The sequence below is a fragment of the Lysobacter sp. GX 14042 genome (genome assembly GCF_021390425.1).
In the GTDB taxonomy this organism is placed as follows: Bacteria; Pseudomonadota; Gammaproteobacteria; order Xanthomonadales; family Xanthomonadaceae; genus Novilysobacter.
This window is the reverse complement of record NZ_JAJUWY010000004.1, coordinates 1-12372: the sequence shown is the minus strand read 5'-3', so window position 1 is coordinate 12372 and position 12372 is coordinate 1. Positions and strand designations below refer to the sequence as shown.

Below are 12372 nucleotides of genomic sequence, written 5' to 3'. Positions count from 1 at the left end.
GCCGGTGAGGATCTCGGGCGAACCGGGATTCGTGCTGCATGCGCGCGCCTGGCGCGAAACCAGCCTGCTGGTGGAAGTGCTCAGTGCCAACCACGGCCGGGTGGGGCTGGTCGCCCGCGGCGTGCAGGGACCGAAACGCCATGCGCTGCGGGCGGCGTTGCAGCCGCTGCAGTGGATCCGCTTCGATGCGGTGCAGCGCGGGGAACTGGCGCAACTACGCGGGGCCGAGGCGATGGATGCCGCGCCACGGCTGGCCGGCGAGGCGATGGTCTCGGCCTTCTACCTCAACGAGTTGACCCTGCGGCTGCTGCCGCGCGGTGACGCGCTGCCGGAACTGTTCCTCGCCTATGCCGGCACCCGCGAGCGGCTGCGGCAGGGCGCGCCCCTGGCCTGGACCCTGCGACGCTACGAGCGCGACCTGCTGGAGGCACTCGGGATCGGCTTCGACTGGAGCCTGGAAGCCGGCGGCAACCCGGTGGATCCCGCCGCGCGCTACCGCATCGACCCGGAGTCCGGGCCGTTGCGCATGCTCAGCGACCGTGGCGCCAGCGACCGCCGCCAGGGCGCGACCGGCCGCGGCCTGCTGGCGCTGGCCGCCGACGAGGTCCCGGAGCCGGGCGACCTGGCAGGCCTGCGCCACGCCTTGCGCAGCGTGCTCTCGCATCACCTGGGGCCGCGCGGGCTGAAGTCCTGGGAAATGCTGGCGGGGCTGCCGGGCCGGGCCGCGCGGCCGGACGTGGCGGGCGGCTAAGGTTCGAGCAGGTCCTCCACCGCCGCATCAAAGGCGGTCAACGCCGCGGTGCTGCCGGGATCCTGTGCCAAGGCCCGGACCCGCGCCGCCAGCTGGCCCGCGCCGACGAAGCCGCAGCTGGCGCGCAGCTTGTGCAGCTCGGCGTGGGCCTGGTCGTGGCGCCCATCTGCCAATGCCTGGTGGATGCGTGCGCGGGCCTGGGGCAGCTCGGCCAGGAACAGTCCGCGCAGGGTGTCGACATGCGCACGCTCGCCATTGAGCGCACGGGTCGCGGCCGCGTCGTCCCAGCGCAGTGGCTGCTCGGCGACCCGCAGCGGGACAGCTGCCGGCAGGTGCCGGCGCACCGCCTCGCGCAGGGCGCCGGGCTCGATCGGCTTGCCGATTATCTGGTCGAATCCCTGGTCGCGCAGTGCGGCCAGGGTGGCGGGGTCGGGATCGGCGGTATGGCACAGCGCCGGAGTGTCGCGGTCCAGTTCGCGCAACCGCCGCAGCAGCCGGGCGCCACTGCCGTCGGGCAGGTTGGCATCCAGCAGCCACGCCCGGTGCCGCCCGCGCCCGGCGAGTGTCAGCGCCTCTTCCATGCCCGCGGCCAGTTCCACCCGCGCGGGCAGGGCCTGCAGCGCGGCGGCGAGATAGGCGCGGCTGGTGGGGTCGTCCTCGACCAGCAACAGTCTGGGTAGCTCGGCGTCGGGGTTCATCGCGGCCAGCCCGTGGCTGGGTATGCTCCGGCGGATGCCGCGTCCGATCTTACCCGCGCCGTCGATCCGCCGCCGCGCCGCCGCGCTGGCGCTGGCCGCGTGGCTGGTGTGTGGCGCCGCCTGGGGCCGGAACGCGGAGGCGCGCATCGAGCGGATCGAGACCGCCGCCGCGACCCTGGCCGACGTGCGGGTAAGCCTGGCCTGGTCGGAGGCGGCCGGGTACGGGCAGTTGCGGTTGCGGGCCGACCGGCTGGATACGGTTCCCGGCTACACGCTGCGGCAGCTGGACTGGCGCTGCGAACTCAGGAGCCGGTCCGGCGGCCAGTGGCGCTGCGCGGGACCGGTCCGGAGCTCCGGCGGGGGCATGGACCTGGCGGTGTCGCTCGATGACGGCGATCTCGAGGCCCTGCTGGAAGGGGGCGGAACCCGGGCGTCGCTGGTGCGCCTCGAGTCGGCGCCCGACACCTGGGAAATCGACCTGGCCGGCGTGCCCCTGGCATGGCTGCAGCAACTGCTTGCGCAGGCCTGGCCCGAGGGGCGGTTGACCGCGGGCAGCGCCGGTGCCGACCTGCGCTTGCACACTCCGGAGGACCGTCCGGTGGAGCTTGCCGGAACGCTGGCCGTCGCCGACGCGGGTTTCGATAGCGAGGACGGCCGGTTCGCCGGCGAGGAACTGGTGGCGCGACTGGAGCTGCAGGCCACCTTCGGCGAACAGCCGGCGTTCTCGATCGACGGAACCCTGTCCGGGGGCGGGCTGCTGCTGGGCCCGGCCTATCTGGCGCTTGAGGACCGCGACATCGGCTTGGCGATCCAGGCGGCGGACGGGCCGGGTGGCTGGTCGTTGCCCGCCTGGCGCTGGGATGACCCCGGAATCCTGCAGGTTCAGGGCAGTGCCCGCCTGCCGGCCGCGGCCGGCCCCGACCTTGCGCTGGAATTCGACGTGCCCGCACTGGGGCCGCTCGGCCGCCACTACCTGGACGGCCTGCTGGCCCTGGCCGGCTTGGGAGGGATGCGGCTGGAGGGCGCCGCGGGCGGTTCGCTGATGCTGGCCGATGGCGCGCTCGAACAGGCTTGGCTCCGGCTCGACTCCGTGGACGTGGCCGACGGGGCCGGGCGCTTTGCCTTCGACGCGGTCGACGGCGGGCTGCGTTTCTCCGCGGGTGCCCCCGTGCAGGATTCGCTGGCCTGGGACAGCGGGCGTTTGCACGCGATCGCCCTCGGCCCCACGCGCCTGCCGCTGTACAGCGCCGGTGGCGAGCTGTGGCTGGCGACCCCGGCGACGCTCGACCTGCTGGGCGGGCAGGCGCGCCTGGACATGTTCCGGCTCCGCCCGCCACGCGCCGGCGAGCCGCTGGAGCTCGGCTTCGGCTTGGCCCTGGAGGCGCTCGACGTGGGCGCGCTCGCGGCCGCGCTGGACTGGCCGGCCTTCACCGGCGAGCTGAGCGGGAGCATCCCGGACGCCCGCTATGTCGACGGCCGCCTCGAACTGGCCGGTGGAATGGAGATGTCCCTGTTCGGCGGCGAGGTGCGCGCCTCGGGCCTGTCGATGGAGCGTCCATTCGGGGTCGCCCCCACGCTCAACGCCGACGTGCGGCTGGCGGACATCGACCTGGCCGCGCTGACCGGCGCATTCGAGATCGGCGGTATGACCGGGCGGCTGGACGGCCGCATCGACGGACTGCGGCTGCTCGACTGGCGACCGGTTGCTTTCGACGCCTGGCTCGTCACCGACCCCTCGCACCGGGAGCGCCAGCGGATCAGCCAGCGGGCGGTGCAGGACATCTCCAGCGTCGGCGATGCCTCGCTGGTGGGCAGCCTGCAAGGCCGGCTGATCGGACTGTTCGACGACTTCGGCTACTCGCGCCTGGGCATCGGCTGCGTGTTGCGCGACGAGGTGTGCAGCATGCGCGGGCTGCGTCCGGCGGTGAACGACGGCTTCGTGATCGTGGCCGGCTCCGGCCTGCCGCACCTGTCGGTGGTCGGGTACAACCGCCGGGTCGACTGGCCGACCCTGGTCGAGCGCCTGGCCGGGCTCGGCAAGGGCGACGTGAAGCCCGTGGTCGAGTAGGGTACGCGGATGACCCCTGGAGGCTGGCAATGAGTCGCTGGATCGCATTTCCGCTGGCTGCGGTGGCCGCCACCGCCTGCGTCACCATCAACGTGTACTTCCCGGCCGCCGAAGCCCGCGAGGCCGCGCGCGAGTTCGTCGAGGGCGTGGTCGGGGATTCCCCGGAGGACACCGGCTCGGGTGACGGCGGACCGAGTGCCTCGCTGCAGTGGCCGCGGCTGGACGGACTGGCCGGACGCGTCGACTGGTACGCGCTGGCCGGCATCGGTGCCGCCCACGCGCAGACCCCCGACATCACCGTCCGCACCCCCAGCATCCAGGCGATCCAGTCGCGCATGGCGCAGCGCTTCAACTCGACCCTGCGCGCCGGCTTCGATGCCGGTGCCCTGGGCTTTGCCGCCGACGGCACCATCGTGGTGCGCGATGCCTCCAAGCTGCCGCTCAAGGACCGCGCCGCGATCCAGCAGGCGGTCGCCGAGGACAACCGCGACCGCAAGGCGGTGTACCGCGAGGTGGCGGTGGCGAACGGACACCCCGAGTGGGAGCCGCGCATCCGCGAGGTGTTCGCCCAGCAGTGGGTCGCCAGTGCGCGCTCGGGGTGGTGGTACCAGCAGGGCGGGAGCTGGAAGCAGAAATAACGTAGGGCTATTACGCCCTACAATGGGCGGTTTTCCGGCGCGTTGACGTTTGTGGCCCGAATCGACAAGACCCCCTTTGAAGCCCTGGTCACCGATCTGGCCCCCGATGGCCGCGGTGTCGCCAGCCGGCCGTCGGCCGTTTCCGGCCAACCGGGCAAACCGGTCTTCATTGCCGGGGCGCTGCCCGGCGAGCGGGTGCTTGCGGTGCAGACCCGCCGCCAGCGCGACTTCGACGAGGCGCAGGCGGTCGAAGTGCTCGAGGCCTCGCCCGACCGCGTCGAACCGCTTTGCGCGCATTACGCCATCTGCTCCGGCTGCTCGCTGCAGCACCTGGCCGGCGACAGACAGATCCTGGCCAAGCAGCGGGTCCTGCTGGAAAACCTGGAGCGCATCGGCCAGGTCACCCCGCAGCAGGTGCTGGAGCCGCTCGCCGACGCCGCTTGGGGCTACCGCCGCAAGGGACGGCTTTCGGTGCGCCGGGTGGAGAAGAAGGGCCGGACACTGGTCGGCTTCCGCGAGCGCGACCCGCGCTTCGTTGCCGAGATCGACCACTGCCACACGGTGTTCCCGCAGGTCGGCGGGAAGATCGGCTTGCTCGCGACCCTGGTCGACAGCCTGGAAGGGCGCAGCCAGATCCCGCAGATCGAGTTCATCGCCGGCGAGCCCGCGGACGACTTCAGCGGCATCGCGCTGACCTTCCGCCACCTCGAGCCGCTGTCGCGGGCCGACAGCGAGCGTTTGGAAGCCTTCGGCCGCGAGCACGGTTTCGCGATTTTCCTGCAGCCCGGAGGTCTCGACACGGTCCACCCGCTGTGGCCGGCCGATCCGCAGCTGGCGTTCCGGCTGCCGCAGTGGGACCTGCAGTTCGCCTTCCAGCCGCTGGATTTCATCCAGGTCAACGCCGGGCTCAACGGCCGCATGATCGCCCTGGCGATCGAGCTGCTGGAGGCCCGCCCGGACGACCGGGTGCTCGACCTGTTCTGCGGGCTGGGCAACTTCACCCTGCCGCTGGCGCGCAGCGTGCGCGAGGTGGTCGGCGTGGAGGGCGAGGCCGGGCTGGTGGCGCGGGCGCGGGAGAACGCGGCGCGCAACGGCATCGACAACGCGCGGTTCTTCGCCGCCGACCTGGGCAGGGACCTGTCGGGTGAGTCGTGGATGGGCGAGGGCTTCGACCGCCTGCTGCTGGATCCGCCGCGCTCGGGCGCCGACTTCGTGCTGGCCGAGCTGCCGCTGGCGCAGTTCAAGCGCATCGTCTACGTCAGCTGCCATCCCGCCTCGCTGGCGCGCGATGCCGGTTTCCTGGTCAACCAGAAGGGCTGGACGCTGCGCGCCGCGGGGGTGATGGACATGTTCCCGCACACCGGACACGTGGAATCCATCGCCGTTTTCGACCCGCCGCGCTGAGACGGCACCGGAGCAGTCCATGGCAATCGAGATCGAGCGCAAGTTCCTGGTATCCGGCGACGGCTGGCGCGCGGCGGCCCACGAGGTGCTGCCGATGGCGCAGGGCTACCTCAACGACGCGTCCAGCCTGGACAGCGGGGCGATGCGCGCCTCGGTGCGCCTGCGGATCTCCGGCGACCGCGCCTGGCTGAACATCAAGTCGCACGAGGCCGGGCGCAGCCGGCAGGAGTTCGAGTATCCGGTGCCGGTCGCCGATGCCCGCGCGCTGCTCGGGCTGTGCGTGGGCGGGACGGTCGACAAGCGCCGCCACCTGGTCCGCCACGGCGGCCACCTGTGGGAGGTCGACGAGTTCCTCGGTGACAACGCGGGCCTGGTGGTGGCGGAGATCGAGCTGGACTCGCCGGACGAGGATTTCGAGCGCCCCGACTGGCTGGGCGCGGAGGTCACCGACGACACGCGCTACTACAACCTCGCCCTGGCGTCGGAACCGTACGGCCGCTGGGCCACGGATCCACGGCGGTAGCCCGGGTAAGCGAAGCGCACCCGGGGGGCAGCAATGTCGGCGGATGCCCGCGTCCGCGGGCATGACGATGTGGACAGAGGCCCGCGTCCGCGGGCATGACGGTGCCATTCTGCGCGACAATCACCGGCCGTTCCGCGTGATCCACGCCTGGAGTCCCCGATGCTCGTGATCGGCATTGCCGGCACCGAACTCACCGCCCAGGAGCGCGACTGGCTGCAGCATGACGCCTGCGCCGGCGTGATCCTGTTCACCCGCAACTTCGCCTCGCGGGCGCAGGTCGCGGAACTCTCGCAGGCGATCCGCGAAGCGGCGCCACGGCCGCAGCTGGTCTGCGTCGACCAGGAAGGCGGGCGCGTGCAGCGCTTCCGCGACGGCTACAGTGCGCTGCCGCCGCTGGAGCGCTTCGGCCGCCAGTACCGTGACGACCCTGACGGCGCGCTGGCGCTTGCCCGGGAACACGCCTGGGTGATGGCCAGCGAGGTCCGGGCCAGCGGCGTGGACCTGAGCTTCGCCCCGGTGGTCGACCTGGGCCGCGGCAACCGGGCGATCGGCGACCGCGCCTTCGATGCCGAGCCGGACGTGGTCGCCGGGTTCACCCGCGCCTATGTCCAGGGCATGCACGCCGCCGGAATGGCGGCGACGCTCAAGCACTTCCCCGGACACGGCTCGGTGCTCGAGGACACCCACCACGACGAGGCCGTCGACGCGCGCAGCCTGGAGCATATCGAGGCGCTGGACCTGGTGCCGTTCGCGGCGGGCATCGAGGCCGGCGCCGACGCGGTGATGATGGCCCACGTGGTTTATCCGGCGGTCGCCCCGGAACCAGCCGGCTATTCGAAGACCTGGATCGAGGAGATCCTGCGCGGGCGCATGGGTTTCCGCGGGGTGGTGTTTTCCGACGACATCGGCATGGCCGCGGCATTTTCCGCCGGCGGCATCAAGCAGCGCGTGGACCTGCACCTGGATGCCGGTTGCGACGTGGTGCTGGTCTGCCATCCGGAACTGGTGGACGAATCGCTGAAAGCCGTCGAGGGGCGCAGCCTCAACACCCTGGCGGTCACCGGCCTGCTGGGCCGCGGGCCGCTCGGCTGGGATGGCCTGATCGCCGATGCCCGCTACGGCGAAGGACGCACCCGGCTGGAGGGGCTGGCATGAAGGCCGACCTGAAGCAGGTGCTCGCCGGCGCGGACCTGATCCACGACCAGGCGACCGTCGAGCAGGCGATCGCACGCATAGCCGGCGAGATCCGCGCGGACTGCCCCGATGTCGCGGAGATCGACGAGCGCCCGGTCTTCCTGACGATCATGCACGGCGGCCTGCCGTTCGCCGCCCGGCTGGCGATGGAACTCGGCGCATTGGGCCTGGACCTCGCGCTCGACTACCTGCACGCCAGCCGCTACCGCGGCGCGACCTCCGGCGGCGAACTGCACTGGAAGCACCGGCCGGCCACGCCGCTGGCCGGACGGCGGGTGCTGCTGGTCGACGACATCCTCGACGAGGGCCACACGATGGCCGGCATCGTCGAGTGGTGCCGCGCGCAGGGCGCGGCGGAGGTCCGGATCGCGGTGCTGGCGGTCAAGCAGCACGACCGCTGCGTCGAGGGCGTCTGCGGCGACTACGTCGGCCTGCGGGTGCCGGACCGCTACGTCTTCGGTTACGGCATGGACTACCACGAACAGGGCCGCAACCTGCCCGCCATCTACGCAATGGAGTAGCCCATGATCCCCGGACTCGAGCTTGCGCTCATCGGTGGCACCGGCCTGTACCAGCTGGCCGGCCTGGAGGATGCCGAAACCCACCAGCCGGTGACCCGCTACGGCGCTCCGTCCGGCCCGGCGCACGTCGGGACCTTGCACGGCCGGCGCATCGCCTTCCTCGCCCGCCACGGCGAGGGCCATTCGGTGCCGCCGCACCGCGTCAACTACCGGGCCAACCTCGCCGCGCTGCAGTCGCTGGGGGCCAGGCGGGTGCTCGCGCTCAACACGGTGGGCGGGATCGGGGCGGATTTCGGCCCGCGGGTGCTGGCCTGCCCGGACCAGCTGATCGACTACACCTGGGGCCGGATTTCGACGGTCTGCGAGGAGCCGGGTACCGACGTGCTCCATGTCGACTTCGGTGAACCCTACAGCCGCGGGCTGCGCCGGCAGGTCCTCGCCGCCGCGCAGCGCAGCGGCACGGCCCTGGTCGACGGCGGCTGCTACGGTGCGACCCAGGGACCGCGGCTGGAAACGCGTGCCGAGATCGCCCGCATGCGCCGCGACGGCTGCGACCTGGTGGGCATGACCGGCATGCCCGAGGCCGGCCTGGCGCGCGAGATGGGACTGGACTACGCCTGCCTGGCCATCGTCGCCAACTGGGCGGCCGGCGCCGGCCCGGACCCGGACGAGGTGATCACCTTGCAGGACGTGCTGGACAACGTCGCGGCCGCCTCCGCCGGGCTGCCGGGCTTGCTGGAAGCGTTGTTGCAGGGGAATGGAAACGCCTGAAAAAAGGCGGCGGCCTGCCCATTGTCAAGCGCAGGTTCAGTTTGCATACTGCGCGGGCGTCCGGCCCCCGGAGGGGAAGAGCGCACGAAACCCCAGTCAACGAGGTCATAAAGGATATGCAGTACGGCACCGTGAAGTGGTTCAACGACGCCAAGGGATTTGGCTTCATTACCCCGGAAGAGGGCGGTGCGGACGTGTTTGCACACTTCTCCGCGATCAATGCCAAGGGTTTTCGCAGCCTCCAGGAAGGCCAGCGGGTGCATTACGAAGTGACCCAGGGGCCCAAGGGCGCCCAGGCGTCGGACATCACCCCCGCCGAGTAAACGTTCCGCCAGGTCCTGCATCCAGGCCCCGCCCCGTGCGGGGCCTTTTCATTCCCGTGGACGCATGCGGCAGCGCGGCGCCGCGTCGTGCCGATGCGCTAGATTCGAAGCGCACACGCACGAAGACGACCATGGATATCGAGTCCCGGCCCGAACGCTTCCGCACCCACCAGGTGGAGAACCAGCCGCCGCCGTTCGCCCCGCGCGACCTGTGGAATGACGACCGGGTATTGCGCGAGGCCCTCGAGCGCGAGGGAGCGGCGCGTTTCCGGTCGCATATCGCCGGCTACGGCGCGCTCGCCGGGAGCACCCTGTACGAACTCTCCTTCGATGCCCACCGCGACCGCCCGCGGCTGTGCACCCACGACGCCGCCGGCCGGCGGATCGACCGGGTCGCTTTCCACCCGAACTACCACGTACTGATGGACGCGGCGGTCACCCATGGAGTCGCCGGCCTGTCCTGGCACGATGCCGGCGAGGGCGCCCACGTCGCGCGGGCGGCGCTGAGCTACCTGCACCACCAGGTCGAGCCCGGCACCAGCTGTCCACTGACCATGACCCACGCCGCGGTCCCGGTACTGCGCCGGGAGCCGGCGCTGGCGGCATGGGCCGACAAGGCCGCCGCGCCACACTACGACCCGCGCGAGCTGCCGGTCGCCGGCAAGGCCGGCATCACCCTGGGCATGGGCATGACCGAGAAGCAGGGCTAAGGTTTCATGTACCCTGTGGACGCGCACATCTTACATGCAACCATGGACCCTTGCGTCTGAGGGCGACATCCCACTGTCCAAGCCCTGCGAGAGGCGCAATGGCACGCTTAGATAGGATCTGCTTCACACCATGCACTCCGACCGAGGCCCCGGGGCAGCGGGTCACTTGGACAACCCCTATTCGCGCCCGCGGGAATAAGGAGCCTGTAGACGGGCTGCCAGTCCTTTACTGGAGTTCAGGAGAGCCATGGGCCGAGGCCAACCTATACTTCGCCTCGCGGGCAGAGCTAATAATTGCCAATGAGCTATCGTTAGCGAGCGTGGAGGTCGTTGCGCTCGGATTGCTTGCATACATGAAATTCTTGGAGTCCAGGCCCGATCTGCGCTGGAACCATTTCCCAACCGCAAAAAGAGATCGCCCTATCACGCAGTTTCGAGGGTACCTGATCAGGTCACGAGACGCAGGTGCGATCGCTGCTTCGGTGGCATCAGCGCATATGGCCAGCGTGATTCGCTGGTATCGCTGGGTGAAGTCGAGACGTTTGATCTCCGCTTCAACGCCTCTTTGGAGAGACCGGATTATTCCTGTCAAGCTGACGGATGTTCATGGGTTTGAGCGCACAATTGCGGTCGCAAGTTCGGAGTTGAGTATACCGAACCGGAAGAGAGGTATCGCCAAGCTCGAGGATGGACTGCTTCCCGTGAGCCTGGAGGAGCGCGACAAGATCCTGGCGATCTCGTCGCGTCACAGCAGTACAGAGTTTGATCTAATGCTACGACTTGGGTTCTTTACCGGAATGCGTATAGGGTCAATCTGTGACCTTAAGCTAGGTACGATTTTCGACGCCGCACGCGTCGCTGAGACGACTTTGCTCCGCTATTTACACATTGGTCCGGGGGTGCGGGGCGCGCCGGTGAAAACCAAGTTCGGCGTGACAGGGCGGGTGATTATTCCGACAGATCTCTTAACGTCGGTGAAGGCGTACATCAATTCAGAACGTCGACTCAAGCGTGAGGCCTTGGCGCGGCCTGAGCACAAGAATATCGTATTCCTCAATCGCTTTGGGCGGCCCTATGGAAGTCGAAGGAATGGTGCGAGTCCGTCTGTTAATGTCGACATGTTGCGGTTGCGGAAAGCGGCGGCCGCCCAAGGGTACGATCTTACAGGCTTTAAGTTTCACCGGACGCGAGCCACCTTCGCTACGTCGCTTGCACAGGCAGGGGTGCGAACCGTAGATCCAGCTGTTACTTGGGGAAGCGTTATTGGCCTGATCCGAGATCTGCTTCTCCACAAGGACGAGGCCACATCGATGCGCTATGTCACCTTCGTCCAGCAGCAAGAGGTGAAATCGTATTGGGCGAACGAGTTCACGGCCTTCCTTTTTGGGGGGAAGGGAAATATGCCGCTCGGAGAGGGCAGTGAGTGATTCCTGCGAGCTGTCAATGCTCCTGCCGGTGCAGTACACCGTGCGACAGGCAAAGCTTTACGTGGATGCACTCCTGTGGCGAGGCGCGGCCGGAACGAACGCAGCGCGTGTTCTGCCGCGTATCCACGGGGGAGAGCTTGGCGACGCAGTCGCAACGCGAGGGCCGCCATTGGAACTAGTATTTGAGTTCCTCTCGGCCGAAGCCGCTCGAGGTGCGAGAGATGCAACGATACGGAACTTCTTCAGTGCGCTCAGGGAGTTCTACAGATACGTCGACGACCAAGATGGGGATGTCGATCTGGTGAACATTCGCGCATGGTACAAGGAGTGGGTGGAGCATCAGTATCAGCGTGTTCGGGCACGAAAACTAAACGAGCGAGTGGCGTATCATCAAGGAAAGACGGTGGCGAGTCTCTTTGCGCGCGCCATGGAGGTTCCATTCGTATCAATGGCTACCGGAACGCGCTTGAAAAAGCCTCGAAAATCCAAGCGGACGCTTGGGCTGGAGGCAGACAAGGCCAGTTTAGCCACTACGCGAGCTTTCGGGGGGGATCTGCTTGATATCGTCTCGTGTCTATCCTTCGACAACTGTATGGGTCCGTTGCCCGTAACGGTCACTCTGCAGTCAAACGGGTCGTCAAAAGAACTCTGGTGCGGCTTGCAACCAGCCAGCCGAGTGCGCGCTGAAGTTCACGCGGAAGCTCTTAAGGTCGGAGGGCCCAAAATGATTAGAGCTTTCAGGTCTCGTCGCTCACTCCACCCGGAGTTAACGGAGCGCTTTAAGGTTATCAATCTCCGCACCTCAGCCGAGTTCCTGATCTTCATAGCTCAGACTGGCATGAACAACGCGCAAGCGCTGGCAATGACGATGGGGGACTTCCGATACGAGAGTATCCTAGACGGCTACGCGCTCCGCAAGTATAAGCACCGAAAAAGGGGCGAGGTCGAGTTTGAGATTTATGGGGAGTACCGGCCACACTTCGAGCGGTATCTGAAGTTTCGTAAGCAGGCCTTCCCGCCTGGCTACTCCACTCTTCTTTTCCCGGTATTGAGCAGGCCGGGGATTCCGCTCGGGCGTCAGCTGGATATCACGAACGTCCGGAGGCTCTTGGTAGAACTGGGCAGGCCATTTGTATCCCCGCAAAAGTTGCGTGGGACGAGGGTTAACTGGCTCGCGAGAGCGGTGGGAGATAATTCGCTGGTAGCCGACATGGCTCAGCACGATGTGACTACACTGGAACGTATCTACCTTAAGCCGAATCATCAAGTAGCGGCTGTAGAGTGGACGGAGTACTTCGGGTCGGTTGATCGATCCGTTCAACTTGCCGCTGGGCCAGGCTCGTG

12 protein-coding genes and 1 pseudogene are annotated in these 12372 nt (G+C 68.4%); 12 read left to right on the top strand and 1 reads right to left on the bottom strand.

Features of this window, described 5'->3' with window-relative positions; translation table 11 throughout:
* Window positions 1-4: 4 nt before the first annotated feature.
* Window positions 5-751, top strand: coding sequence for a DNA repair protein RecO (gene recO / locus LY625_RS07325; protein ID WP_233739129.1), 747 nt, complete (start codon window positions 5-7; stop codon window positions 749-751).
* Here the strand turns inward: recO and LY625_RS07320 are convergent.
* Complete coding sequence (locus LY625_RS07320; RefSeq protein ID WP_233739127.1) at window positions 748-1449, bottom strand: response regulator; 702 nt, start codon at window positions 1447-1449, stop codon at window positions 748-750. The genes recO and LY625_RS07320 overlap by 4 nt on opposite strands.
* A 34-nt stretch (window positions 1450-1483) precedes the next feature.
* Between LY625_RS07320 and LY625_RS07315 the strand changes: the two genes are divergently transcribed.
* From LY625_RS07315 to LY625_RS07265, 11 genes and pseudogenes are all read left to right on the top strand, one after another.
* Complete coding sequence (locus LY625_RS07315) at window positions 1484-3517, top strand: YdbH domain-containing protein (RefSeq protein ID WP_233739125.1); 2034 nt, start codon at window positions 1484-1486, stop codon at window positions 3515-3517.
* A 29-nt stretch (window positions 3518-3546) separates the two neighbouring features.
* The gene (locus tag LY625_RS07310) at window positions 3547-4155 is read left to right on the top strand and encodes a DUF1318 domain-containing protein (RefSeq protein WP_233739123.1); all 609 of its coding nucleotides are present in this window, start codon (window positions 3547-3549) and stop codon (window positions 4153-4155) included.
* Window positions 4156-4206: 51 nt separating this feature from the next.
* Window positions 4207-5559 (top strand): 23S rRNA (uracil(1939)-C(5))-methyltransferase RlmD, encoded by a 1353-nt coding sequence (rlmD, locus tag LY625_RS07305; protein WP_233739122.1) that lies wholly within the window; start codon window positions 4207-4209, stop codon window positions 5557-5559.
* A gap of 19 nt (window positions 5560-5578) precedes the next feature.
* Window positions 5579-6082, top strand: coding sequence for a CYTH domain-containing protein (locus LY625_RS07300; RefSeq protein ID WP_233739110.1), 504 nt, complete (start codon window positions 5579-5581; stop codon window positions 6080-6082).
* Between the two features lie 159 nt (window positions 6083-6241).
* Window positions 6242-7237 (top strand): beta-N-acetylhexosaminidase, encoded by a 996-nt coding sequence (gene nagZ, locus LY625_RS07295; RefSeq protein ID WP_233739108.1) that lies wholly within the window; start codon window positions 6242-6244, stop codon window positions 7235-7237.
* Entirely contained in the window at window positions 7234-7797 is a 564-nt protein-coding gene (locus tag LY625_RS07290) for a hypoxanthine-guanine phosphoribosyltransferase (RefSeq protein ID WP_233739106.1), read from the top strand. The genes nagZ and LY625_RS07290 overlap by 4 nt, the downstream gene beginning before the upstream one ends.
* A 3-nt stretch (window positions 7798-7800) precedes the next feature.
* Window positions 7801-8568: an S-methyl-5'-thioinosine phosphorylase gene (locus tag LY625_RS07285; RefSeq protein WP_233739104.1), complete on the top strand. Its 768-nt coding sequence runs from the start codon at window positions 7801-7803 to the stop codon at window positions 8566-8568.
* A 116-nt stretch (window positions 8569-8684) separates the two neighbouring features.
* Window positions 8685-8891, top strand: coding sequence for a cold-shock protein (locus LY625_RS07280; RefSeq protein ID WP_233739102.1), 207 nt, complete (start codon window positions 8685-8687; stop codon window positions 8889-8891).
* Between the two features lie 131 nt (window positions 8892-9022).
* Window positions 9023-9598 (top strand): annotated as a pseudogene (locus LY625_RS07275) (DNA alkylation response protein); the annotation flags it as partial.
* 356 nt (window positions 9599-9954) lie between these two features.
* Window positions 9955-11028 carry a site-specific integrase gene (locus LY625_RS07270; protein ID WP_233739100.1) on the top strand — a complete coding sequence of 358 codons (1074 nt, stop codon included), beginning with the start codon at window positions 9955-9957 and terminating at the stop codon, window positions 11026-11028.
* Window positions 11021-12372: hypothetical protein (locus LY625_RS07265; RefSeq protein ID WP_233739098.1), on the top strand; the 1352-nt coding region annotated here is incomplete at its 3' end. The genes LY625_RS07270 and LY625_RS07265, both read left to right, overlap by 8 nt.